The sequence below is a fragment of the Yoonia sp. SWMV100 genome (genome assembly GCF_056108365.1).
Genome location: NZ_JBWBAQ010000002.1, coordinates 473,196 through 496,674, shown reverse-complemented (window position 1 = coordinate 496,674; position 23,479 = coordinate 473,196). Strand labels below are relative to the sequence as shown.

The following is a 23,479-nucleotide window of genomic DNA, read 5'->3' as shown; positions in this document are numbered from 1 at the left end:
CACTGACCAAACTTTACAACGACAGACACAATAAAACGTTCATGAACACAACTTGCCCTCCTGCGCATTGTGCGACAAGTATGTAGCATACCTTGCGTGCATCCGCGCGGGGAATGTTTTGAAAATGAGAGGAATTTCGCTTGTTTACTGGAATTGTCACCGATTGCGGGCGTATTCTTGAGCTGGAGCAGCGCGGAGATTTGCGCGCAAGAATCGGCACCGCATATGACGTCGATGGCATCGACATTGGCGCGTCAATCGCTTGCAACGGTGTCTGCCTGACCGTGGTTGCGCTGGGCACGGCACCGCAAAACTGGTTTGATGTCGAAATCTCGGCTGAGACCGTGAGCGCCACAAATGTCGGTGAATGGCAGATAGGCAAACTGCTGAACCTGGAGCGCGCGTTAAAAGTCGGCGACGAATTGGGTGGCCATATCGTGTCGGGCCATGTGGACGGTGTGGCGCAAGTGATTGCGATGCGTGACGAGGGTGACAGTACGCGGGTGACTTTCCGTGCCCCGGAACGGCTCGCGCGGTTTATCGCACCTAAAGGGTCCGTTGCGCTGAATGGCACATCGCTGACAGTGAATGAGGTCGACAGCACCGACTTTGGCATAAATTTTATCCCGCATACCAAAGGCGCCACCACATGGGGTGACATCGCGGTGGGCGATCTGGTCAACATCGAAGTTGACACGATGGCGCGCTACGTCGCCCGTTTGCAGGAATATGCGTGATGGCGGGGATCGGGCATAATTCGGGGCAGGTGATTGAACCCGGCTTGAGCTGGCGCAAGCATGTCTGGACCAAAGCCCGCAAAGATTTATTACCAACCCTGCCGATAGAGGTCGTGCGCCTGCGTGTGAAGCGGGCGCAGGAGTTGGGGCTGCCATACAAAACTTATGCCGGGATCCGTGCAAGCACCGGACATGACCTAATCGGATTTTTGTTTTCAAGCAACGCGTTGCAAGTCTTGCGCGATGGGCAGCGGATGCCCGACGCACGCGCGGCAAAGCTTGACGCGTTGGTTGATGCACGCCGGATCGGTCTGGCGCATGCGCCTGTCACACCGACGCATCTTGCCGCGCTCGATGGTGTTGATCGTGCCTATACGGCACCACGGTTTGTCGCCCGCTGGTCGATGATGCGCGATCAGCTTGTTGCGGTTGCGCGCGCCGAAAAAACCTCGGGGGACCGGTTTGTGCTGGTGGGGGATACCGCGTTCGAACGTGAATGGACCGACGCCGCAAAATTGGCGGGCTACCTCTCGGCAGAGACCTATTTCGCACAACAGCAGGGCTAAAACCGGCCTTGCAGTTTTTACAGGTCGCCGTGACGTCGCAGGGCGGATGTTGGTCCACCGCTCTTCCCAAATGCGCATTGCTGGGCTATCTGCGTCAGAACATATAGTCGGGGATGCGCATGAGCCAGAATTTTGAAACACCGGGGCCGGTTGAGCGCGACTGGTCAGATGCGATCAGCAAGATTGAAGATATTATCGAAGACGCGCGCAATGGCCGGATGTTTGTGCTTGTGGATCATGAAGATCGCGAAAACGAAGGCGATTTGGTCATCCCGGCGCAAATGGCCACACCTGACGCGATCAATTTCATGGCCACACACGGGCGCGGGCTGATCTGTCTGTCTTTACCCGGTTCCCGGATTGATGCGCTGGGCCTGCCTTTGATGGCCTCATACAATTCGTCACGGCACGAAACCGCATTTACCGTCAGCATCGAGGCCCGCGAGGGGGTTACCACAGGAATTTCCGCGCATGACCGTGCGCGCACGATTTCCACCGCGATTGATGCCGCGAAGGGGGCCGCTGATATTGCGACACCTGGACATGTCTTTCCGCTGCGCGCCCGTGAAGGGGGCGTGTTGGTGCGTGCTGGACACACAGAGGCAGCCGTTGATATTTCCCGCCTTGCTGGCCTGAACCCGTCGGGCGTGATTTGCGAGATCATGAAAGATGACGGCGAGATGGCGCGCCTGCCGGATCTTGTTGCTTTTGCCCAGCTTCATGGGCTGAAAATCGGCACGATCAGCGACCTGATCGCTTACCGCCGCCGCCATGATAATCTGGTGCGCGTGCGCGAGGTCAGCCAAATCCATTCAGAGTTCGGTGGCGACTGGGAAATGCATATTTTCACGGATGAAACCCAAGGCGCCGAACACATTGCGCTGGTTAAAGGTGACATCACAACACCCGCGCCTGTTTTGGTGCGGATGCACGCGCTTGATCCGATGCTGGATGTCGTTGGTGCCGGTCATCCGGGGCGGCGCAACGAATTCAGCGACGCCATGGAGATTATCGCAGCCGAGGGGCGGGGTGCGTTGGTGTTGTTGCGCGACGTTCACATGAAAATCGACCACGAAGACGAGGTCACACCCAAGACACTGCGCCAGTACGGGCTGGGCGCGCAAATCCTGAGCGCACTTGGATTACATGAAATCACGCTTTTGACCAACTCTCCCATGCCCAAGGTCGTGGGCTTGGATGCGTACGGCCTTGAAATCATAGGCACGCGCAAAATTTCGGAGAACAGATAATGGCCGGACCGTCACATTACATCATGCCGCTGCCAACGTTTGAAAAACCGGTGAAAATTCTGATCGTGGCTTCCCCTTACTACAAGGACATCTCGGACAACCAGATCGCGGGTGCCAAGGCCGAAATTGAAAAGGCCGGCGCGACATGGGAGATTGCAGAAGTCCCCGGCGCGTTGGAAATTCCGACCGCAATCGGTATTGCCGAAAGGATGTCGAATTTCGATGGGTATGTGGCACTGGGCTGTGTGATCCGGGGTGAAACGACACATTACGACACCGTCTGTAACGATAGTTCACGCGCGATCCAGCTGCTGGGTTTGCAAGGTGCCTGCATCGGCAATGGTATCCTGACCGTTGAAAATCGTGATCAGGCGGTGGTGCGTGCTGACCCCGCACAAATGAACAAAGGTGGCGGTGCCGCTGCTGCGGCCTTGCACCTGATTGCGCTGGCCCGTAAGTGGAGCAAATCCGACAAATCGGTGGGCTTTACACAGGAAATTCTGCTGGCTGGTAACACAGGCGGTAAAACGACAGCATGACCATTTCGAACAACCAACGCCGTAAAATGAAATCTGCCGCACGGCTCTATGCTGTGCAGGCATTGTTCCAGATGGAAGCCTCTGGGCAGACAGTGGAAACGATCACCCAAGAGTTCGAGGATCACCGTTTCGGTGAGATCATTGACGATGCCGAATTGATCGAAGGTGATCCGGATACATTTCGCGGCCTCATGGAAACTGCGGTTGATAACCAAGCCGCGATTGACCAGATGACCGACAGGGCGCTGGTCGCCAAGTGGCCGATTGCACGGATTGATCCGACGTGGCGGGCACTGTTCCGCGCCGCGGGTGCCGAACTTTACAAAAAAGACACGCCACCCAAGGTCGTGATCAGCGAATTTGTTGCCGTCGCCGAAGCATTTTCGCATGACGGCAAAGAACCCAAGTTTGTGAACGCGGTGCTGGACCATATGGCGCGCGAGGCGCAACCCGAGAACTTTTAACCCCTATTGACGTTTGGGCCACGACGCCGCAGCCTTGCGGTAACAAGGAGCGCCCAAATGTCCCAGATCGACCAGACCCCGCCTGACGTTATCGAAGCACTGCGCAAATTCCGCAGTCAATTCCGCACAACGGGCTATGTGCTGATTATTCTTGGGCTGCTCGCGATCCTGTTCCCCCTCGTGTTTTCGATCGCGGCCAAGGTGTTGCTGGGCTGGGTTTTCTTGCTGACCGGTGCCGCGTTATTGTATCACGCGTTGCAGGCCAAAGCCTGGGAATCGGCCATTGGCAGCGGGTTGATCGCGGTGATGCATTTGGCATTGGGTGTCTATTTGGCATTTTTTGCGCTGAACGGACTGATCGGGTTGACGTTCCTGCTGGGCCTTGCGTTTCTGGCCCAAGGCGCCGTTGAAACGTATATCGCGACGCAACGCCGCCCCAAAACCGGCTGGGGATGGCTGGCGTTTAATGGCGCGATTACGTTGCTGTTAGGTGTCTTGTTGATTGCCGGTCTGCCGGGGACCGCGCTTTGGGCGATCGGGCTATTCTTGGGGATCAACTTTTTGTCGTCGGGTGTCGCCTTTGTGGCGCTGTCCCATTCGGTATCCGAAAAATAAAGGTGGCGGGAACCGCGGCAGCCGTACATGCAACTAATCCCGGGGACCTGTATGTACAGGTGGGCGCCAGGTAATCTAACCAGGGTTAGAACAGAGCCAGCATCCGAGGATTTGCTTAAGGCCACTGGATTTGTGCATATCCGTACGAGGAGCGCAGAAACCCGCCACGACAACAGGTAGGCGCGAAACCTACCCACGGCAAGTGCCGAGTTTGATTATTCTTGAATGTTCGCTTTGATCAGCCATCCATTGGGGCCGACCATGTCTAAGGGGGCATAAGCAAGCAACACCCGTTCAGCGAGCCCCACCATAATAAGCGCCATGGAAACTTCATAAAATGTGATACTGTGAAACAGTGACATGGCGAGGCTCCTGAGTGAACGTGCCTTCTTTATGCGGTTCAAACCCGTCGAAATCGTGACGTTCAGGTGGTTTTTCGGCAGTTGACCTAACGTCCGATGCCATAATTGGGTCACAAATGGTCGGCGGATTGGCGTTCTGTATCGGCGAATATCCGCTTAGGTGTTGAATCATAACGAAAAACAGTTGTGGCCGCGATATGCGGAATAAATTTCCAGATCAGGCTATAAAATGAAGGACATTGATCGCCGTTCGAATCAGGCTTGTGATCGATGCAATTTTTGATCTTGATTTTTGTTCACCCAATGTTCATGTTTCGAAGCATGCTTAACACCAACGATATCGATCCGCTTATGCCGGGTCAGCTTTTGGCACGAGGCGTTTGCCGCCACCTGCGCAGCCATGATTTTGTGAGCGTAGAGGAATTGATACCCACACGCGGATTGCGCGTGGATGTGATGGCGCTTGGCCCCAAGGGCGAGATATGGATTATCGAGTGCAAGTCGAGCCGTGCAGATTTTCAAACAGATCGAAAATGGCAGGGCTATTTGGAATGGTGTGACCGATTCTTTTGGGCGGTCGATACCGAATTTCCGACCGAGCTTTTGCCGGACCAAACCGGACTGATCCTCGCGGACAGCTATGGCGGCGAAATCGTCCGTATGGGCCCAGAGACCAGACTTGCGCCAGCGCGGCGCAAGGTCATGGTGCAAAAATTCGCGCGTCACGCTGCGCTGCGCGCGCAGGCGGTACGCGACCCAGGCGTGATCAGCGCTTTTTGACGGCGCGGGCTGCCATTGCGGCGGCTTTGATTTCTTCGGCGATTTCGTCGGCTTCTTCGGGTTCAAAATCCATGGGGATTTCAACGCCGTTGGCGTCGATAAAGATTCGCACCATGCCCAAATCGGTTGGACCGATCTGCATGTTTGCCTCGATGTCACGCTCGTTATTAATACCCATCTGGAATCCCCTGATTTCTTCGTATTTGAGTAGCGCGCCATTATACAGCTTGGCAAGCCGTTGCTGCGGGATAAAGCGGCAAAGAGGTCTTGCAATCGTGTGGATGTGCGGCTAAATCAGCCTCGATGCCGCCTTAGCTCAGTTGGTTAGAGCACTGGTTTGTGGAACCAGGGGTCCCCCGTTCAAGCCGGGGAGGCGGTACCACCCTCCCATCGATGAATGATGTCAGGTTGAGACATGCCTTGCTATTTTGCGTGTGATCCCGCAAACCCGCGCGCAACCTGATCTGCCGGAGCCTCTGGCAGGAGTATTTTACCCAAAGCGAGGGCAAGTGTGCCATGTCCGAAGTGATTTCGTTTGAAATAGGGGCAAACCCGCCACCACGTTTAGACAAGGCCATGGGACGCGATGTGCCTGACGATGCCTCACTGAGCCGGTCGCGTTTGGCGAAGCTTATTGCTGACGGCGCAGTGCGCATTGATGGAACGGTCATCACAGACCCCCGGTTTCGTGTGGCCGAAGGCGCCCAGGTTGATGTGACCGTTGAGGTCGCTGTCGAAAGCCATATCGGTGGTGAAGATATCCCGCTGGATGTCGTTTTCGAAGATGATGATTTGATTGTGATCAATAAACCTGCGGGCATGGTCGTCCACCCGGCCCCCGGTACGCCGACCGGAACGCTGGTGAATGCCTTGATCCATCATTGTGGGGACACGCTATCGGGGGTGGGGGGCATGAAACGCCCCGGTGTCGTGCACCGCATTGATAAAGATACGACAGGTTTGTTGGTGGCAGCAAAGACGGACCGCGCGCATCACCATCTGGCCGCGCAATTTGCGGCACATACGGTCGAACGTCGCTATCTTGCGGTGTGTTATGGTGTCCCTGATGCCAATGAACCGCGGTTGCGTGGCGTCAAGGGGACTTCATTCGAGCCTGGCAATATTCTGAAGGTCCAGACATTTTTAGGCCGTCACAAGACGGATCGCCAACGCCAAGCGGTTTCATTTACCACCGGGCGTCATGCCGTCACAAGGTCGCGGATTATTGAACCCTTGGGCAATCCGCCTTGCGCGACGTTGATTGAATGTTGGTTGGAAACGGGACGCACGCACCAGATTCGCGTGCATATGGCCCATTGTGGTCATTCGCTGATTGGTGACCCCGTCTATGGCGGGCGCCGAAAACTGTCGCCCAAAGCCGTCGGCGAGGCAGGGGTGGCTGCGGTGGCCGGGTTTGGCCGTCAGGCGCTGCACGCGGCCACGTTGGGCTTTGAGCACCCGGTCACGGGCGCATTCATGGAGTTCGAAGCAGCATTACCGGATGATATGACCACGCTTCTGTCGGCACTTGGCTTCACGGCTAGTTAGATTTCTGTGCCGGCGCATATGCTATGGCCGGCCGCGAAAATCGCGTGCCTGATATATGCGATCGCTGCGTCGCGAACACCTTTGGTTTGAAAGCGTCTGTAAGGCGCGGTTTTGGGACTATTTCTGCAGAGAGACCATGCGCATAGCATTTACGATGTGAAATTCGCGCATCTGGGCTGAAACAATCGGTCCCATGTGCGTGAATGCACGTAAAATACGCTCGCATTACTAAACTAAACGGTTCATATTGGATTTACGAAATTTCAAGACATGGACTTGAAACGTTACGTCAACCGTACCATATTCATGTTAAGCCTTTAAACATTAGGAGGGCAGAGACAGTGAGCAACTACAAGAATTTACCCGCACCAACCCCAGAAGGTGGGTTGAACCGGTATATGCAAGAAATCCGTAAGTTCCCGATGCTGGAACCCGAGGAAGAATATATGCTGGCCAAACGCTGGGTGGACCATGAGGACACCGAAGCGGCCCACAAGATGGTCACATCTCACCTGCGTCTCGCGGCGAAGATCGCGATGGGCTATCGTGGGTATGGTTTACCGCAGGCCGAGGTGATTTCGGAGGCCAATGTGGGCCTGATGCAGGCGGTCAAACGCTTTGACCCTGAAAAAGGTTTCCGTTTGGCGACATATGCCATGTGGTGGATCCGGGCGTCGATCCAGGAATATATCTTGCGGTCGTGGTCATTGGTCAAATTGGGCACAACCTCGGCGCAGAAAAAGCTGTTCTTTAATCTGCGCAAGGCGAAATCACGCATCGGCGCGTTGGAGGACGGGGATCTGCGTCCCGAAAATGTCACGCGGATCGCGACTGATCTGGGTGTGACCGAGGATGAAGTGATTTCGATGAACCGCCGCCTGTCGGGCGGGGATGCGTCGCTGAACGCCCAGGTCGGCGCGGATGGCGAAGGGTCCATGCAGTGGCAGGACTGGTTGGAGGACGAAAGTGCCGATACCGCCTCTGACTATGAGGAACACGACGAACTTGATGCCCGGCGCGAACTTTTGGCCGAGGCGATGACCGTTTTGAACGAGCGTGAGCGGGACATTCTGGTACAACGTCGTCTTTCCGACGAAACCGTAACCCTGGAGGATTTGAGCACGCAGTACAAAGTAAGCCGCGAACGGATCCGCCAGATCGAGGTGCGCGCGTTTGAAAAACTGCAAGCCAAGATGCAAGAGCTGGCCAAAGAAAAGGGCATGTTGGAAACGGCGTAGGTCGCCAAACCCAACTGTGCATAAACACCCCCGTCGGTTCGTCCGGCGGGGATTTTTTGTGCGGATGAACGATGAGGTGCGGTTGCAATGCGGGTGGTTACCGCTAACATTGCGCCGAAGAGGAGAGTTTCATGATACCGATACGATGGGGCGTTCTAGGCGCCGCTAATTTTGCGCTGAACCACATGGCGCCTGCCATCCATGCCGCGCGCGGCGCTGAACTGACTGCATTGGCGACGTCACATCCAGACAAGGCGGCCCCGTTTCAGGAATTTGCGCCGGGCCTGCGTGTTCACGACAGTTATGACGCATTGCTGGCCGACCCCGACATTGATGCGGTTTACATCCCGCTGCCGAACCATTTGCACGTAGAGTGGGTGATAAAAGCGCTTGCGGCGGGGAAGCACGTTTTGTGCGAAAAACCAATCGCCCTGTCGGATGCTGATTTCGACACCTTGATCGCAGCGCGTGACAAGGCCGGTAAACTGGCCGCTGAAGCCTTTATGATTGTCCACCATCCACAATTTGTCCGGGCGCGCGAATTGGTGCAGGCTGGCGCGATTGGTCGCGTCAAGCATGTGGACGCGACGTTCACCTATTATAATGACGATACGGGCAACATCCGCAATCAGGCTGATAAGGGTGGCGGCGGACTGCGCGACATCGGGGTTTACACATTCGGTTCAACGCGATTTGTGACTGGCGCAGAGCCTGCCACCGTACCATACGCAAACTTGCGGATGGACAATGGTGTTGATGTGTTTGCGCAGGTTGCTGCGGAATTTCCTGATTTCACCTATTCGGCGACGGTTTCAATGCGGTTGTTTCCGCACCAACAGGTCACTTTCCATGGCGAACAGGGGATTATTCGCCTGACCTGTCCGTTTAACGCGAATGTGTTTGATCAGGCAGAATTGGTGCTTGAGACGGACACAACAGCAGTCACGACCGAACGCTGGGCGGGTGTGAACCACTATGTTTTGCAGGTTGAAAACTTTTGCAATTCCGTCCGCACGGGTGCAGATTACCCATGCCCGCTTGAATTTTCGCGCGGTACGCAAAGGATGATCGATATGGTTTTTGCGGCGGGCGACGCCCCGGTTTAGGAGACGCGGATGAACGACGACAACGACGCCAAGGGCGCATCTGATTTCGAAAGCCTTTGGCTGCGATTGGTGCATATGATCATTATTGCGGTGCTGATGAGCATGGCCAGCACGTTGCTTGGCCTGCTCACGATCGCGCAATTTGTGATCATGCTGGTGAACAAACGTACCCCGAATGAACCCTTGGCCGAGATCGGGACGACGATGGGCGTTTGGATGGCCAAAGCTGCGCGCTATCAGACCGCCGCGAGCGAAGTCAAACCGTGGCCGTGGACCGATCTGGACTGATCAAACGCGGTTCAGATCGCCAGCGATAGTTTTAAAATATGTTGTGGTCCGGCACCGCCGTCCATGTACTGGGCGCCGGTGTCGATGAAACCGCCGCCCAGATAAACCTTGCGCGCATGGGGGTTGCGCAGGTTCACTGTCAGCATGACCGCCTCTGCCGCTGGGTAGCTGTGCGCCAAATACGCCTGCAACTGCGCTGCGCAGCCCGATGCGATGCCGCGCCCTTGCAGGTGCTGATCGATCAAAAATGTGCGCAGCCCAAAGATGTTGCTGGCCGCAAACCGATGATGCAGATGAAAACCGCGATCAATGCGGAACATCCCTGCAACCTGATCGCCATACATAATTACATGCACGTCAATCAGGGGATCGTTCAGGTCGATGAATTCGGCGGGCTGCCCCGAGAATACCACCTGATCGGGGGCCACGCTGACCCGCCGGAGCGAGTCGGCGAGTGCGCTGGTCAGCGGTGTCAGCGTAACCAGGGTCAATCCTCCATCGCCTCAAGCTCGTCAATGAAGCCTTCGATCATTGACAGTCCCTTGTCCCAAAATGCGGGGTCCGATGCATCAAGGCCGAAGGGCGCCAGCAGGTCTTTGTGGTGCTTGGACCCGCCCGCGCGCAACATATCAAAATATTTTTCGCGGAAGTCAGGGTCGCCTTCGGCATAAACGGCGTAAAGCGCGTTCACCAGCCCGTCACCAAAGGCGTAGGCGTAGACGTAAAACGGCGAGTGCACAAAGTGCGGGATATAGGCCCAGAACGTTTCATATCCGGGGGCAAAGTCAAATACCGGCCCCAGGCTTTCGCCTTGCACCGACATCCATAGCGCGTTGATGCCATCTGGGGTCAACTCTCCATCGCTACGCGCCGCATGCAGTTTGCATTCAAAATCATAAAACGCGATCTGCCGCACGACGGTATTGATCATATCCTCGACCTTACCAGCGAGCAAAATCTTGCGCTCTTCTTTGGTTTTCGCCCCTTCAAGCAGCTTTTGGAATGTCAGCATTTCGCCAAAGACAGACGCGGTTTCCGCAAGGGTCAGCGGCGTCGATGACAGCAGTTCACCTTGCTCTGCGGCCAGCACCTGATGCACGCCGTGACCTAATTCATGGGCCAGCGTCATCACATCGCGGGGTTTGCCAAGGTAGTTCAGCATCACGTAGGGGTGCACGGGGGTCACGGTCGGGTGGGCAAACGCGCCGGGTGCTTTGCCGGGTTTCACGGCCGCGTCGATCCAGCCCTTGTCAAAGAATGGCTGTGCGATATCCGCCATTTTAGGATCGAAACTGGCGTAGGCATCCAGCACGGTTTTGGTGGCTTCGTCCCAGTTGACGATGCGCGTGGTTTCCATCGGCAGGGGCGCGTTGCGGTCCCACACTTGCATCCGGTCCAACCCCAGCCATTTGGCCTTAAGCGCGTAATAGCGGTGAGATAACCGCGGGTAGGCGGCAACCACGGCGTTGCGCAGGGCCTCGACCACTTCGGGTTCGACGTGGTTCGACAGGTGGCGACCTGTCTGTGGCGTTGGCATTTTGCGCCAGCGGTCTTCGATTTCTTTTTCCTTCGCCAGCGTGTTGTGGACGCGCGCAAACAGTTTGATGTTGCCCTGGAACACTTTGGCCAGCGCATGTGTGGCGGATTCACGCTTTTTGCGGTCTTGTTCGGTCAGCAGGTTCAGCGTTGCCTCGAGGCTCAGGGTTTCCCCGTCGACATCAAATTCAAGCCCCGCCATTGTTTCATCGAACAGGCGATTCCACGCCGCTGCACCAACGGTGGATTGGTCGTGCAGGAATTTTTCGAGCTCGTCTGACAGTTGGTGCGGCTTCATCGCGCGCATCCTGTCGAAGACAGGTTTGTAACACTCAAGATCGGTGTTCGCTGCCAGAAGCTGCGCCAGATGCGCATCTTCCAGACGGTTGAACTCAAGTCCGTAGAAAACCAAGGGTGTCGTGAAATCGGTGATTTCGTCCTGACAGTCCGCCATGAATTTTGCGCGATCACTATCTGTGGTAATTTGATAATAACGCAGCCCAGCATAGGACATAATACGCCCTGCGATCACATCAATTTGTTCATAACGCTGAACTGCGTGCAACAGCCCGGCAGCGTCAAGGCCGGCAAGCTTGCCTTCATAGTCGGCGGCAAAGGCGGCGCATTCTGTTTCAAGCCACGCCATGTCGCGTTCCAGCTCGGGGGCATCGGGGCTGGTATAAAGGTCGGTCAGATCCCATTCGGGCAGGTTGCCCAGATCTTTGCCGCCTTGGGCATTTGTGTCGAAAACGGGCTGGGGAAATTTCATCGGATACCTCTGAACGGTTGTTTGCCATAACATAGGCGGGGGGAGGGGCGGTTGAAACCCCTTCACAGTTCAAAGGTGGGTTGGGTCAGGCGTGGGCAGGCGCCCTGATTGCCGCATCAAAATGCGCTGCGGTCGCATCAAAGATGCTTTTTTGCACAGCGGGGCTGTCCATCATCATTTCGTGCTGGCCGCCTGCGATAATCCGCAGCTGCCCGCCGGGCCAATGCGACATGCGGTCCCGAATACGCACCGGGTCAACGATCGCCTCTTTGCTGCCCAGGAATGTGATGCAAGGCAGGTCGGGTGACGCGCGCAAGCTGAGGCGGTGCATTTCGCGCAATGATGTATTGAGCCAGCGCAGCGACGGCCCCCCGAGGGCAAGATCAGGATGCCGGCGTAGCTGATCCCCAAGTGTTGCAAACATGGCGGCGTCATTGGTCAATGCGTTGCCCTCGAAAGGGGCGCGCAAAACATAGGGTTGTTCAAACTGGCCAGGAGCCAGCGTTTCGTCGAACCCGAGGTGCCTGCTGACCGTCGAAAGCCCCCACGCGATGGGGCGCAGCGCGACCGACATCTGGATACCCCACATCGGGGCCGAGAACATGGCGGCCTTGATATCAAGCCCGTCTTGCAGCGACCGCAAGCCGATGCACCCCCCCATAGAGTGGGCAATCATAAAATAGGGTTGCGGCAGATCCAGCGCCCTCGCGTGATCCATGACTGCGTTCACGTCATGTTGAAAATCGAGAAAACTGCCCACATGGCCAATTGCCCGGTTGGCGGTCATGCGGTCGGAAATACCTTGTCCCCGCCAATCGACCACGACGCTTGCATACCCGCGATCGTGCAGCGCCTTGGCGGCGCGCCCGTATTTTTCTACAAATTCGGTGCGACCCGGAAAGATCAGAACAGTACCTTTTGCCGCCGCGCGGTTCCAGTGGCCCACGCGGATACGCATACCGTCAGCCGTGCGTAGCCAATGCGCAGCACCCCCAGATGGACCTTCTGCAATGTCATCAAAAAGAGGTGCTGCAATCATATGTTAGCCCAGCACACTTGCCAGTTTCATGGCTTGCCCCATGTCGCCATCGACAGAAAGTTTGCCCGTCATGAACGCAGTCGTTGGGTTCAATTCGCCATCAAGAATGGCTTTGAATGTTTCGGTGTCGGCGGTCAAAGACACGTCTGCGTCGTCATCACTGGCGCGCGCGCCGTCGGCGTCGATGATGATGGCGCCTTCGCCTTCGATCACAAACTTTGCGGTGCCGTCAAAGCCGGCGCCGTCCATTTTTGCGTTCAGGGCGGCGACTGCCTCGGTTACAACGTCACTCATGTTTTTCGTCCTTCTTGGTTGATGTGGCGACCAGCCTCTGGTGTTGGCCGCGAACTGCGTTACATTACCAATATGAACATGCAGACACATCGCTTCAAACGTATCGTCACGGCACTTTTTCTGGCAGTGGGGTTTTCCTTACCCGCACTGGCGCAAGAGACGCCGTTGGATGACCTTTATCAAGACCTGCTGGCGGCGGACGAAGATACTTATTTGCGTGTTGAACAGCAGATCATCGCCGAATGGGAAAAAAGCGGATCGCCAGCGATGGATTTGTTGTTGCGCCGTGGAAAAGACGCGATGGAATCCGGCCAGCCAGACCTTGCTGTCGACCATTTCAGCGCGCTTGTTGACCACGCGCCCGGATTTTCCGAAGGATATTTTGGACGCGCGACATCGTACTATTTCCTTGATCAGGTTGGTCCTGCGCTGGCCGATATACAGCGCGTATTACAGATTAACCCGCGCCACTTTGAAGCGATGACCGTGCTGGCCGCGATGATGGAGCAATTGGAACGTCCCAGTGATGCGCTAGCGCTTTACGAAATGATTCTTGAAATCAGTCCGCAATCCATCGCGACGCAAGACGCGGTGAAACGCTTGCAGTTGCAACTTGAGGGTCTCGCGCTTTAGCGTGGGTCACATCGGAAATATTAGATGAGCAACGCGCGCATTACGGCTGTTCTTGGGCCGACGAACACTGGCAAGACGCACTATGCCATTCAGCGCATGCTGTCTTATCGGACGGGCGTCATCGGGCTGCCGCTGCGCCTGCTGGCGCGCGAAGTCTACGACAGAATCGTCGCCGAACGGGGCCCCGCTGTTGTTGCATTAATCACGGGCGAAGAACGGATCGTGCCCCCGCGTGCGGCCTATTGGGTTTGTACCGTCGAAGCGATGCCCGAAGGGATGGGCTGCGATTTTCTTGCGATTGACGAAATTCAACTGTGCGCCGACCCAGAGCGCGGCCATGTGTTTACAGATCGGTTGCTGAATGCACGCGGCCTGCATGAAACCCTGTTTTTGGGCGCAGACACGATGCGCAGTGCAATTGCAGCCTTGGTGCCACAAGCGCAATTTATGTACCGTGATCGCATGTCACAGTTGACCTACACCGGGTCAAAAAAGATTAGCCGGATGCCTGCGCGTGCAGCGATCGTCGGGTTTTCGGTTGAAAATGTCTACGCTATCGCTGAACTTTTACGTCGCACGAAAGGCGGTGCCGCCGTGGTGATGGGCGCACTTTCGCCACGTACGCGCAATGCGCAGGTCGAAATGTACCAAAACGGCGATGTCGATTATCTGGTCGCAACAGATGCGATCGGCATGGGGCTTAATCTGGATATTTCGCATGTCGCGTTTTCATCACTGATCAAGTTTGATGGCCATCGGATGCGGCATCTGGAGCCGCAAGAACTGGCGCAAATTGCAGGTCGGGCAGGGCGCCACCTTGAGAATGGCAGCTTTGGGGTGACGGGCGAAGCCCCCCCGCTGGACGATGATGTTGCCGCCGCGATTACCGAACACCAGTTTAAGCCAGTCACGAAATTACATTGGCGCAACAGTCGGTTACAGTTTGGATCGGTAAAGCGGCTGATTGCGACCCTTGAAGATCGTACCGACGACAAATGGTTGACGCGCGTGCGCGAAAGCGACGACCTGAAGGCGCTAAAAGCGCTGAGCGCGGACGTCGAAGTTGCGGCGCGCGCGACCGACGGGCCTTCGGTCAAACTGCTGTGGGATGTGTGCCGCGTGCCGGATTTTCGTGGGATCTCCGCAGGAGAACACGCCGGGTTGCTCACACAGATTTATAACGACTTGCATCAGCAGGGGCATGTGTCGTCCAATTGGTTTGCGTTGCAGGTGCGGCGGATCGACCGGACAGATGGTGATATTGACACATTGTCAAAACGTCTGGCTTACATACGCACATGGACTTATGTTGCGCAGCGCAACGGATGGTTGCGTGACGAATCTCATTGGCGCGAGGAAACCCGCGCTGTAGAAGACCGACTATCAGACGCGCTGCATGGCGCGCTAACGCAAAGATTTGTGGACCGGCGGACAAGCATTTTGCTTCGCCGGCTCAAACAGAAGGAGAGCCTCTTGGCTGACGTAAACGACAAGGGTGAAGTAACCGTAGAAGGCGAATTCGTCGGGCGGTTGGAAGGTTTCCGCTTTCGCATGGATAAGGCGGGCAGCCCAGACGAGGCCAAGACATTGCGTCAGGCCTCTGTTCAGGCGCTGGTGCCGCAGTTCCATCTGCTGGCGGATCGATTCTATAATGCCCCCGATCCCGAGATTGATTTCACCGAACAAGGTGGCCTGATGTGGGGTGACCAAGCGGTTGGGAAACTGGTTGCGGGTGCGGACCCCTATAAGCCCAGCGTCGTTGCGTTTGTGGATGATGAAGCAGGCGAAGATGTTGCGGCCAAGGTACAGCGCCGTTTGCAGCACTTTATCGACCGCAAGATTGCCGCCGGTTTCGAAGGCCTGCTGGCCCTGAAAAACGACGACACACTGACAGGGGCTGCAAAAGGCTTTGCTTTTCGGATGGCCGAAGGCTTTGGGATTATTCCGCGCGGTGAAATCGCCGACGAGGTCAAGGCATTGGACCAAGATGCCCGTGGGGCGTTGCGCAAGCACGGCGTCCGTTTCGGCCAATTCACGATTTTCCAGCCCTTGCTGTTGAAACCTGCCCCGACGCGGTTGCGTCTGGTGTTATGGTCGTTGACCAAAGGTCTGCAGGAATTCCCCGAAAGCCCGCCACCCGGTCTGGTGACGTTGCCCGCCGCGAAAGATGCGGTGCCGGGTTATTACGCCATGTCGGGCTACCGCGCGGCCGGCGAACGGGCGATCCGCATCGATATGCTGGAACGTCTGGCGGATATGCTGCGTGACAAAGACAGTCGCGGCGGGTTTGAAGCAAACCCGGATATGCTGTCGATCACCGGTATGACGCTTGACCAATTCGCGGACCTGATGGCCGGATTGGGCTATAAGGCTGAAAAAGGCGAACGCGAAAAGGTCAAACCATTGACCAAAGTGATCCCTGAAACAGCAACTGATATCGACGACAGCACGCCTGTAATGGACCGCGCCGCGCCAAAGGCCGGTGCGGTTGTGACGGACCCCGCTGAAACGCTTGCTGCAGATTTGGGCGGTGACGTTGCAAGCATTGCCGACGAAGGCATCGCACCGATCGCGGTCGACCCAATTGACACTGATGTTGCGGGCGGTGTGCCTGACACGGCCGGTGATGAGCAGGCAATCGGTGTCGCGGCAGATGCGCAAGTGGACAGTATCGAACGCGAGACATTCTACACCTTTACGTGGGGTGGTCGCGCCGTACGTCCGGCGCGTCCTCAAACAGAGCGGCCGCAAAACGACCGTCCTCGTGTCAAAGGTAAGCCAAAGGGGAAAGGCAAACCCCAAGCTGGTAACACCAAGCCGCAAACGTTTGCAGCCAAGCCGAAACGTGAAAAAGCGATCGATCCCGATAACCCGTTCGCAGCCGCATTGGCCGGGTTCAAAAAGGGTTGACCGACGCCCCCCGGCAGACGATCCGCCTAGATAAATGGCTGTGGCATGCGCGGTTTTTCAAATCGCGCAGCATCGCAGCCGGGGTGGTGTCTGCCGGAAAGGTTCGCATCGGGGGCACACCCGTGAGCAAACCTGCGCGTGCGGTTGGTGCCGGCGATGTTCTGACGTTTTCCCAAGCTGACGCGACCAAAGTCGTGCGAATCCTTGCATGCGGGGAACGGCGCGGCCCCGCGCCCGAAGCCCAAACATTGTACGAGGACATGTCCCCACCTGTGGAACGTCGTCCCTATAATCCGGGTGGGGACAGGAAAGGGCGCCCAACAAAGAAAGAACGTCGGGATATGATGACGCATCGTACAGGTGATGGTTCATTCGATCTTGAATGATCGCGCACTCTGTCCTAGCTAGGCCATTGATATAAAGTGGAACGCGCCTATGACCTATGTTGTCACCGAAAATTGCATCGCCTGTAAATACACCGATTGCGTCGAAGTCTGCCCTGTGGATTGCTTCTACGAGGGTGAAAATACATTGGTCATTCACCCGGATGAATGCATCGACTGTGGTGTTTGTGAACCAGAATGCCCAGCGGATGCGATCCGGCCGGATACGGAACCGGACATGGAAAAGTGGGTCGAATTCAACCGCAAGTACTCTGAAATGTGGCCTGTTATCGTCACGAAGCGCGATCCGCTGCCGACAGCGACCGAGATGGACGGCAAAGAGGGTAAAATGGCGATGCTGTCCGAGGCCCCCGGCGAAGGCGGCTGATTCGGGCTGTAATTTGGCGCAAAGTCCTGAGTTTGTTCAGGATTCTGATGCTGCAATGCGGCGCTTTTCTGGGCGCTGTTTTTATGATATAGTCAGCACAATGCTGCGAACAAGTTGATCCGAACAGACAAGCGACATGACCGACGGTAACACGTGTTTCCGCCGGAATTTCTGTCGCGTGACGTCTGGCGGGTCGCCATGAAAGGACGATTATGTCGAAGAAAAAAAGCGAATTTAGCCCGGAACAGTTTGTTGTGTATCCGGCGCATGGTGTTGGTAAAATTATTTCGGTTGAGACACAAGAAGTCGCTGGCTTCGAGCTGGAGCTTTTTGTCATTTCCTTTGCGAAAGACAAAATGACGCTGCGCGTCCCGACCCACAAAGCCGCCGAAGTCGGCATGCGCGCGTTGGCCACACCTGACGTGGTGTCGCAAGCGATGAAAACATTGCGTGGCAAAGCGAAGGTCAAAAAGGCTATGTGGTCGCGCCGTGCGCAAGAGTATGAGCAAAAGATCAACTCTGGCGACCTGATCGCGATTGCCGAGGTTGTCCGCGATCTGCACCGCCAAGATGATCAGCGCGAACAAAGCTATTCAGAACGTCAGTTGTATGAAGCCGCGCTAGAGCGTCTGACCCGTGAATTCGCAGCCGTCGCAGGCAGCGAAGAGTCGGTTGCAGGTGAACAGATCACCTCTGTCTTGGTCGGCCGCGCGGCCTAATATCGCGAACTATTCGTAAAAACTTAAAAGCCGCGCGTCGTATGAGCGCGGCTTTTTTGTCTGTCGGGGTTTGCAGGATGTATAGAACCCTATAGCGCGCGCCAACCGATGTCGGACCGGTAAAACCCTTGCGGCCAATCGACGTTTTTGGCCATAGCGTAGGCTTTTTGATGTGCCTCGGCCAAGGTCGCGCCGCGCGCGGTGATATTCAGCACACGACCGCCATTGGCGACGATATGCCCATCTTTTTGGGCGGTCCCCGCATGAAACACCATGTGAAAGCTGTCCTCAGGTTGATCATCGAGGCCCTTGATCGGGGTGCCTTTGGCGTAGTCGCCGGGGTAACCGTTTGCCGCCATCACGATGGTCAGTGCATGGTCATCTGCCCAGTTCGCTTGGATTTCATGCAGCCGTTCTTCGGCGCAGGCCTGCAGAAGGTCAAGAATTTGGCCACCCAACCGGATCATCAAACACTGACATTCAGGGTCGCCAAACCGCACGTTGTATTCAACCAGACGGGGTTGCCCGTCTTTGATCATCAGGCCAACGAACAGCACGCCTTGAAAGGGCGTACCGCGCTTCGCCATTTCATCAATGGTCGGCTGTACAATTTCGGCAAGGGCTTTTTGGGTGACTTCGGCGGTCATCACCGGGGCAGGGGAATACGCCCCCATACCACCGGTATTGGGGCCTGTATCACCATCAAAGGCGCGTTTGTGGTCTTGGGCTGTGCCAACGGGCAAGATTGTCTTGCCATCGCATAGCACAAAGAAAGACGCTTCTTCGCCATCCATAAATTCTTCGATCACAACCTCTGCGCCGGCTGCGCCAAAGCTGCCGTCGAACATGTCATCAACCGCCGCTAAGGCTTCGGCAACAGTCATTGCAACAGTGACGCCCTTGCCTGCCGCCAGACCGTCAGCCTTGACGACAATCGGCGCGCCTTGCGCACGGATGTAATCGCGGGCTGCGTCGGCATTATTGAAATGTGCATAGCCTGCGGTGGGGGCGTTGGCGGCGTCGCAGATTGTTTTGGTAAAAGATTTGGATGCTTCGAGCAGGGCCGCGTCTTTGCTGGGGCCGAAAACCAACAGCCCGGCTGCGCGCAACCTGTCGGCCACACCAACCGCCAAAGGTGCCTCTGGCCCGATGATCACAAAGCTGATCGCGTTTTCTTCGGCAAAGGTCGCCACCGCATCCCCGTCTAGGATATTGATATCGGCACATTCCGCGATGGCGCTGATTCCGGCGTTGCCGGGCGCAACAATCAGGCGGTCGCATTTTGGGTTTTGTTTGATCGCCCACGCAAGGCTGTGCTCGCGCCCGCCGCTACCCAAAATCAGAATATTCATTGTTGCCCCACTGGTTTGACGGTTTGGCAGGTTTTTACGGATGCCAAGTCCCGATCACAAGTGCGCAACCGGGCTATTTCCCAGCGGGCTGCGATTTTCGCGTGGTCTTTCACCGCAGCTTGGGCTAATTTTTAGACTGAAACGCACTGGGACTTTGATGAAATACGAAAAGCGTGATCGTCGGCTCTGGCATCGGTTGGAAGGGTACAGCTTTCACGAGCGCCCCTTAACACGGTCGCTGATCGACCGGCTTCAAGAAGAAACCGGCCACGAGGTTGATACGTGTTATACGATGGTCGAAGAATACCGCCGTTTCATGTATTTGATCGGCAGCACTGGCGAACACCTGACACCTTCGCCGATTGTCGATCAGGTGTGGCGGGCGCATATTGCCGACCACGCCGCGTATTTTGATGATTTTTGCCCCCGCATCATCGGGCGGACAATTCACCACCCGGGTGATCTGCTGCCAGTCCAAGATGACCCGTCCTATGGGTTGACGCTAGAATACTACGCCCAAGAGTTTGGCCGCGCGGATGTCCAATATTGGCCCGAGCCAGAGGTGACGATGGTCAACCTATCGCAAACACTGATGTGGGGCGTGGGGTTTTTGGCGTTTGTGTTCGCGGCGGCATTTTCATCGATGTTGTTTGGAATTTTCGGGATGTTGGTTCTGATCGTAAGCACATTTTTGCAATGGAAGTACACATCGTTGCCGTTGCACAATCTTAAGGTGAAGGACAACTGATGGACCTGTTTGACGATGCACCCGTCGATAATACCCCCGAATTTTCGGTTTCTGAAATTTCAGGGGCAGTTAAAAAGGCGCTTGAGGGCGGGTTTGCAAACGTGCGTGTACGCGGTGAGGTGGGCCGCGTGTCGCGGCCCGGTTCGGGGCACCTGTACCTTGACCTCAAGGACGACCGGTCTGTGTTGTCTGCTGTCATCTGGAAGGGTCGTGCGCAGGCGCTGACACATCGCCCCGAAGAGGGTATGGAAGTGATTGCCACAGGCAAGCTCACGACATTTCCCGGCCAGTCGAAATATCAGATGATCATCGAAGACATCGTGCCCGCAGGGGCTGGTGCGTTGATGGCCATGCTGGAAAAACGCAAGGCAGCATTGGCTGCCGAGGGGCTATTTGATGTCGCGCGCAAACAGCCTCTGCCGTATTTACCGGAAATTATTGGTGTCATTACGTCGCCCACCGGGGCCGTCATTCGTGATATTTTGCACCGTCTGCGGGACCGGTTTCCGCGCAAGGTGCTTGTTTGGCCTGTGGTCGTACAGGGTCAAAAGTGTGCGGCTGATGTCGCGGCAGCGATTGATGGATTTAACCGCCTGACACCGGGTGGGGCATTGCCACGCCCGGATTTGTTGATTGTTGCGCGTGGGGGGGGCTCGCTCGAAGATCTGTGGGGGTTCAACGAGGAAATCGTTGTGCGTGCTGCGGCTGCATCGGACATTCCGCTGATTTCTGCGGTGGGCCATGAAACCGACACGACGCTGATTGATTTTGTGTCTGATCGCCGCGCGCCGACGCCGACCGCTGCGGCCGAATTGGCGGTGCCCGTGCGGCTTGAATTGCTGGGCTGGGTTGATCAACAAAACATGCGCCTCACGCGTGCCTTGTCGCAAGGCGTGCAGCATCGGCGCCAGCGCGTCAGCGATTTGGGGCGGGCCTTGCCCAACAAGGACAGTTTACTATCAGGTCCATCGCAGCGGCTTGATTATTTTGCGGACCGCTTGCCCGTTGCGCTGCGCGCGGCTGCGTCAAAGAAGCGCCTGCAAGTGTCAGAGGCCGCACTGCGCCCGGGAATGATGACCCGCCGTATAGCCGAGGAACGGCGCAGGTTTCACACGCTGTCGGAAAGGTTGTCGCCCAGCTTGCTGGCGGCCCGCATCGCGCGCCAATCCGAGCGGTTGGATACCGTGCTGACCCGTCTGTCTGATCGTGTGTCACGGCAACAGGCAGAACGCATTGCCCGGCTGGAAGCACTTGATCGGCTGTTCGAGACATTGGGCTACCAAGAGACGTTGAAGCGCGGGTATGCTGTGGTGCGTCGTGATGGGCAATTGGTCACCACGCAGGCGCAGGCCACGGGCAACCTCGAGATTCAGTTCGCTGACGGTCGCGTGGCGGTTAGCGCACGCACGTCATGACGATAGATCGCGACAAATCAACGTGTCGTCGCGGTCGGTCATCTCGTGAATTTCTGTAGCTGAGGGTTGCGAGGTATAGATCGCACGCAGCCCGTCAGGGGTGTGCGAAATTGCCCAGCATTTGCGGGCAGGGTCGCCATCATAGCGAAAACAAATATCCCCTTTGCTTTCGAACCAGATACCGTATTGGCAAATTCCCGTCTCGGACGACCACATGACGCGCCGTCCGTCCATGTACCGCTCTATGCCATGCACAAAGCCAGCGCCGACACCCCAGGTGACGGTGCGCCCTGTGACGTAGGCATCAAAGGTCGCGGCGTCCATGCGCCCTTCGGCGGTGGCGGGATGGCTTGCGGTAAACATCAGAAATGTGACGAATGTTTTCATGAGTTGAGATCAGAACAGCTAAAAAGGGCGTCGTCGGCCAGAGGGGTAATCAGAAATTCGCGGGATGGATCGCGCATATAATATCCGGTCAGATCGTCACCTGCTTCAAAGAACGTCCAGCATTTGTATGCGGGGTCATCGTCGTAGCGAAAGCAGATTTGGTCTTTGCTTTCAAACCACGTCCCCCTGATGCAGCGCCCTGATAACGTTGTCCAGATCACGCGCTGATCGGGCAGATACCGTTCGGTGCCGTAGACGCCATGTGGCGGGATACGATAGCCCAGCGTATGCCCCGTCGCATAGGCCGCGAATTCTTGCCCGCTCATGGCGTCTTGGGCCATGGCGCTGGTGGCCATATGCGCAAGGGCAAAAACATGTTTAAACATTGCGCCACCTTTTGACAGCGGGGTCCATGATTTTGCGCCAAATTGGCGGGACCAAGGCGATTGCCGCCATCATGGGCAGCGGTTTCGGTAGCGTCGGTACGTCAGGCGGCAAGGTAAGCGCGGGATAGGGGCGTGCGGGGTGCGCGTGGTGGTCGGAATGGCGTGTCGCGTTCAGCATCAGTGCCGAACTGAACCAGTGCGGGCTGTTCCAACTATGCGCAGGCCCGACGGGGACGGATTTACCGCTTGGGGCTGTGGCGCGCATCAGCCCGTAATGCTGCACATAATCCGACATCAAGAGTTGCATCTGCGCGTGACCCGCAAGCAACACATAAAACACCAATGCCTTGGGACTGATCGACAGCGCGATCCCCATCGCAATCAGCGCGCCTGCGATGTAAATCACGTAGGGGTTTCGCCAAGCTGACCGGCCGTTCGCTTTCAGACGGGCTGCCTCGGCTTGGTAACCCAGTTGAAAAGACCCGGCCCATGCGCGCGCCGCAAAGCGATAAAAATTTTCGCCCCAGCGCGACGTGTTCGGGTCTGCTGGTGTTGCCACCGCCTTATGATGGATCAACACGTGCGCTGACGTATGGTGCCCAAAAAGCAGACTGATGTAGATCCACATGCCCAGTCGGTGTCGCCCACGGGTGCTGCTGTGGATCAGTTCATGGGCGTTTGCGTTGCTGACCTGACCGAAAAACAGCCCGGCGGCAAAAAATAGCCCCAGTTTTTCAAGCGCATGCAGTTCATTCGCTGCCAGCGCAAAAACCACTGTCGGCAATAGCGCGAAATGCGCGAGCGCAAGCGTGACAGACAACCCGTCGCCTGCGGGAAATTCTGTTGCCGGGGTGATTTTATGCACCAGACGATCAAGAATACCGGCAAGCACAGTCAAATAGATGGCCGCCGCAAGCACCCAAAGCCCGCCCCAAACCGCGGCCCCGCCGATAAGCACAACGGGGGTCAGGGTAATAACGGAAAACAAGCGTATTTGTGGTGTCATGGGTGATCGGTAGCATGGGCC

28 protein-coding genes and 1 tRNA gene are annotated in these 23,479 nt (G+C 56.5%); 19 read left to right on the top strand and 10 right to left on the bottom strand.

Annotated features, from left to right (window positions below; translation table 11 throughout):
- Window positions 1-140: 140 nt before the first annotated feature.
- The 6 genes from ACXJGX_RS02545 (at window position 141) to ACXJGX_RS02520 (ending at window position 4,171) form a co-directional block, all read left to right on the top strand.
- A complete protein-coding gene (locus ACXJGX_RS02545) occupies window positions 141-737 on the top strand; it encodes a riboflavin synthase (RefSeq protein ID WP_474778564.1) in 597 nt (198 codons plus the stop codon).
- Window positions 737-1,303, top strand: coding sequence for a hypothetical protein (locus ACXJGX_RS02540; protein ID WP_474778563.1), 567 nt, complete (start codon window positions 737-739; stop codon window positions 1,301-1,303). The genes ACXJGX_RS02545 and ACXJGX_RS02540 overlap by 1 nt, the downstream gene beginning before the upstream one ends.
- A 119-nt stretch (window positions 1,304-1,422) precedes the next feature.
- Window positions 1,423-2,553, top strand: a complete 1,131-nt coding sequence (gene ribB, locus ACXJGX_RS02535; RefSeq protein ID WP_474778562.1) for a 3,4-dihydroxy-2-butanone-4-phosphate synthase — start codon at window positions 1,423-1,425, stop codon at window positions 2,551-2,553.
- On the top strand, window positions 2,553-3,092 hold the full coding sequence (locus ACXJGX_RS02530; protein ID WP_474778561.1) for a 6,7-dimethyl-8-ribityllumazine synthase: 540 nt from the start codon (window positions 2,553-2,555) through the stop codon (window positions 3,090-3,092). Before ribB ends, ACXJGX_RS02530 begins: the two co-directional genes overlap by 1 nt.
- Window positions 3,089-3,556 carry a transcription antitermination factor NusB gene (gene nusB, locus ACXJGX_RS02525; RefSeq protein WP_474778560.1) on the top strand — a complete coding sequence of 156 codons (468 nt, stop codon included), beginning with the start codon at window positions 3,089-3,091 and terminating at the stop codon, window positions 3,554-3,556. Before ACXJGX_RS02530 ends, nusB begins: the two co-directional genes overlap by 4 nt.
- Window positions 3,557-3,613: 57 nt before the next feature.
- Entirely contained in the window at window positions 3,614-4,171 is a 558-nt protein-coding gene (locus ACXJGX_RS02520) for an HdeD family acid-resistance protein (RefSeq protein WP_474778559.1), read from the top strand.
- 215 nt (window positions 4,172-4,386) lie between these two features.
- Here the strand turns inward: ACXJGX_RS02520 and ACXJGX_RS02515 are convergent, their stop codons facing one another.
- Window positions 4,387-4,533: a hypothetical protein gene (locus ACXJGX_RS02515; RefSeq protein ID WP_474778558.1), complete on the bottom strand. Its 147-nt coding sequence runs from the start codon at window positions 4,531-4,533 to the stop codon at window positions 4,387-4,389.
- Between the two features lie 321 nt (window positions 4,534-4,854).
- Here ACXJGX_RS02515 and ACXJGX_RS02510 point away from each other — a divergent pair, with 321 nt between their 5' ends.
- Complete coding sequence (locus ACXJGX_RS02510) at window positions 4,855-5,313, top strand: MmcB family DNA repair protein (protein WP_474778557.1); 459 nt, start codon at window positions 4,855-4,857, stop codon at window positions 5,311-5,313.
- Here the strand turns inward: ACXJGX_RS02510 and ACXJGX_RS02505 are convergent.
- Window positions 5,300-5,491, bottom strand: a complete 192-nt coding sequence (locus ACXJGX_RS02505; RefSeq protein WP_474778556.1) for a DUF6324 family protein — start codon at window positions 5,489-5,491, stop codon at window positions 5,300-5,302. The genes ACXJGX_RS02510 and ACXJGX_RS02505 overlap by 14 nt on opposite strands.
- Before the next feature lie 127 nt (window positions 5,492-5,618).
- Here ACXJGX_RS02505 and ACXJGX_RS02500 point away from each other — a divergent pair.
- The 5 genes from ACXJGX_RS02500 to ACXJGX_RS02480 all read left to right on the top strand — a co-directional run bounded on the left by ACXJGX_RS02500 (window position 5,619) and on the right by ACXJGX_RS02480 (window position 9,493).
- Window positions 5,619-5,695: transfer RNA gene (locus ACXJGX_RS02500), tRNA-His, on the top strand.
- A gap of 134 nt (window positions 5,696-5,829) precedes the next feature.
- On the top strand, window positions 5,830-6,861 hold the full coding sequence (locus tag ACXJGX_RS02495; RefSeq protein ID WP_474778555.1) for an RluA family pseudouridine synthase: 1,032 nt from the start codon (window positions 5,830-5,832) through the stop codon (window positions 6,859-6,861).
- A gap of 341 nt (window positions 6,862-7,202) precedes the next feature.
- The gene (gene rpoH / locus ACXJGX_RS02490; protein ID WP_474778554.1) at window positions 7,203-8,099 is read left to right on the top strand and encodes an RNA polymerase sigma factor RpoH; all 897 of its coding nucleotides are present in this window, start codon (window positions 7,203-7,205) and stop codon (window positions 8,097-8,099) included.
- Between the two features lie 131 nt (window positions 8,100-8,230).
- Window positions 8,231-9,205 (top strand): Gfo/Idh/MocA family protein, encoded by a 975-nt coding sequence (locus ACXJGX_RS02485; RefSeq protein ID WP_474778553.1) that lies wholly within the window; start codon window positions 8,231-8,233, stop codon window positions 9,203-9,205.
- 9 nt (window positions 9,206-9,214) lie between these two features.
- Window positions 9,215-9,493, top strand: coding sequence for a DUF4389 domain-containing protein (locus tag ACXJGX_RS02480; protein ID WP_474778552.1), 279 nt, complete (start codon window positions 9,215-9,217; stop codon window positions 9,491-9,493).
- 11 nt (window positions 9,494-9,504) lie between these two features.
- Here ACXJGX_RS02480 and ACXJGX_RS02475 read toward each other — a convergent pair whose 3' ends face one another.
- The 4 genes from ACXJGX_RS02475 to ACXJGX_RS02460 form a co-directional block, all read right to left on the bottom strand.
- Window positions 9,505-9,984, bottom strand: coding sequence for a GNAT family N-acetyltransferase (locus ACXJGX_RS02475; RefSeq protein WP_474778551.1), 480 nt, complete (start codon window positions 9,982-9,984; stop codon window positions 9,505-9,507).
- Window positions 9,981-11,798 (bottom strand): M3 family oligoendopeptidase, encoded by a 1,818-nt coding sequence (locus tag ACXJGX_RS02470; protein WP_474778550.1) that lies wholly within the window; start codon window positions 11,796-11,798, stop codon window positions 9,981-9,983. Before ACXJGX_RS02470 ends, ACXJGX_RS02475 begins: the two co-directional genes overlap by 4 nt.
- 85 nt (window positions 11,799-11,883) lie before the next feature.
- Window positions 11,884-12,837: an alpha/beta hydrolase gene (locus ACXJGX_RS02465; RefSeq protein WP_474778549.1), complete on the bottom strand. Its 954-nt coding sequence runs from the start codon at window positions 12,835-12,837 to the stop codon at window positions 11,884-11,886.
- Between the two features lie 3 nt (window positions 12,838-12,840).
- Complete coding sequence (locus tag ACXJGX_RS02460; protein ID WP_474778548.1) at window positions 12,841-13,131, bottom strand: SCP2 sterol-binding domain-containing protein; 291 nt, start codon at window positions 13,129-13,131, stop codon at window positions 12,841-12,843.
- A gap of 21 nt (window positions 13,132-13,152) precedes the next feature.
- Here ACXJGX_RS02460 and ACXJGX_RS02455 point away from each other — a divergent pair, with 21 nt between their 5' ends.
- The 5 genes from ACXJGX_RS02455 to ACXJGX_RS02435 all read left to right on the top strand — a co-directional run bounded on the left by ACXJGX_RS02455 (window position 13,153) and on the right by ACXJGX_RS02435 (window position 18,164).
- Window positions 13,153-13,764: a tetratricopeptide repeat protein gene (locus ACXJGX_RS02455; protein WP_474778547.1), complete on the top strand. Its 612-nt coding sequence runs from the start codon at window positions 13,153-13,155 to the stop codon at window positions 13,762-13,764.
- 24 nt (window positions 13,765-13,788) lie between these two features.
- Entirely contained in the window at window positions 13,789-16,674 is a 2,886-nt protein-coding gene (locus ACXJGX_RS02450) for a helicase-related protein (RefSeq protein WP_474778546.1), read from the top strand.
- Window positions 16,671-17,060: an RNA-binding S4 domain-containing protein gene (locus ACXJGX_RS02445; protein ID WP_474778545.1), complete on the top strand. Its 390-nt coding sequence runs from the start codon at window positions 16,671-16,673 to the stop codon at window positions 17,058-17,060. Before ACXJGX_RS02450 ends, ACXJGX_RS02445 begins: the two co-directional genes overlap by 4 nt.
- A gap of 49 nt (window positions 17,061-17,109) precedes the next feature.
- Window positions 17,110-17,445 carry a ferredoxin FdxA gene (gene fdxA, locus ACXJGX_RS02440; protein WP_474778544.1) on the top strand — a complete coding sequence of 112 codons (336 nt, stop codon included), beginning with the start codon at window positions 17,110-17,112 and terminating at the stop codon, window positions 17,443-17,445.
- A gap of 212 nt (window positions 17,446-17,657) precedes the next feature.
- Window positions 17,658-18,164: a CarD family transcriptional regulator gene (locus ACXJGX_RS02435; RefSeq protein WP_474778543.1), complete on the top strand. Its 507-nt coding sequence runs from the start codon at window positions 17,658-17,660 to the stop codon at window positions 18,162-18,164.
- 89 nt (window positions 18,165-18,253) lie between these two features.
- Here ACXJGX_RS02435 and purD read toward each other — a convergent pair whose 3' ends face one another.
- On the bottom strand, window positions 18,254-19,516 hold the full coding sequence (gene purD / locus ACXJGX_RS02430; protein WP_474778542.1) for a phosphoribosylamine--glycine ligase: 1,263 nt from the start codon (window positions 19,514-19,516) through the stop codon (window positions 18,254-18,256).
- A 157-nt stretch (window positions 19,517-19,673) separates the two neighbouring features.
- On the opposite strand from purD, the gene ACXJGX_RS02425 reads away from it, so the two are divergent.
- Window positions 19,674-20,264 carry a glycine-rich domain-containing protein gene (locus ACXJGX_RS02425; RefSeq protein WP_474778541.1) on the top strand — a complete coding sequence of 197 codons (591 nt, stop codon included), beginning with the start codon at window positions 19,674-19,676 and terminating at the stop codon, window positions 20,262-20,264.
- Entirely contained in the window at window positions 20,264-21,679 is a 1,416-nt protein-coding gene (gene xseA / locus ACXJGX_RS02420; protein WP_474778540.1) for an exodeoxyribonuclease VII large subunit, read from the top strand. The genes ACXJGX_RS02425 and xseA overlap by 1 nt, the downstream gene beginning before the upstream one ends.
- Here xseA and ACXJGX_RS02415 read toward each other — a convergent pair.
- From ACXJGX_RS02415 to ACXJGX_RS02405, 3 genes are read right to left on the bottom strand one after another with little or no spacing between them, the layout of a single operon-like run.
- A complete protein-coding gene (locus ACXJGX_RS02415) occupies window positions 21,674-22,066 on the bottom strand; it encodes a hypothetical protein (protein WP_474778539.1) in 393 nt (130 codons plus the stop codon). The genes xseA and ACXJGX_RS02415 overlap by 6 nt on opposite strands.
- Window positions 22,063-22,452: a hypothetical protein gene (locus tag ACXJGX_RS02410; protein WP_474778538.1), complete on the bottom strand. Its 390-nt coding sequence runs from the start codon at window positions 22,450-22,452 to the stop codon at window positions 22,063-22,065. The genes ACXJGX_RS02415 and ACXJGX_RS02410 overlap by 4 nt, the downstream gene beginning before the upstream one ends.
- Window positions 22,445-23,458: an alkane 1-monooxygenase gene (locus tag ACXJGX_RS02405; RefSeq protein WP_474778537.1), complete on the bottom strand. Its 1,014-nt coding sequence runs from the start codon at window positions 23,456-23,458 to the stop codon at window positions 22,445-22,447. Before ACXJGX_RS02405 ends, ACXJGX_RS02410 begins: the two co-directional genes overlap by 8 nt.
- Window positions 23,459-23,479: the final 21 nt, after the last annotated feature.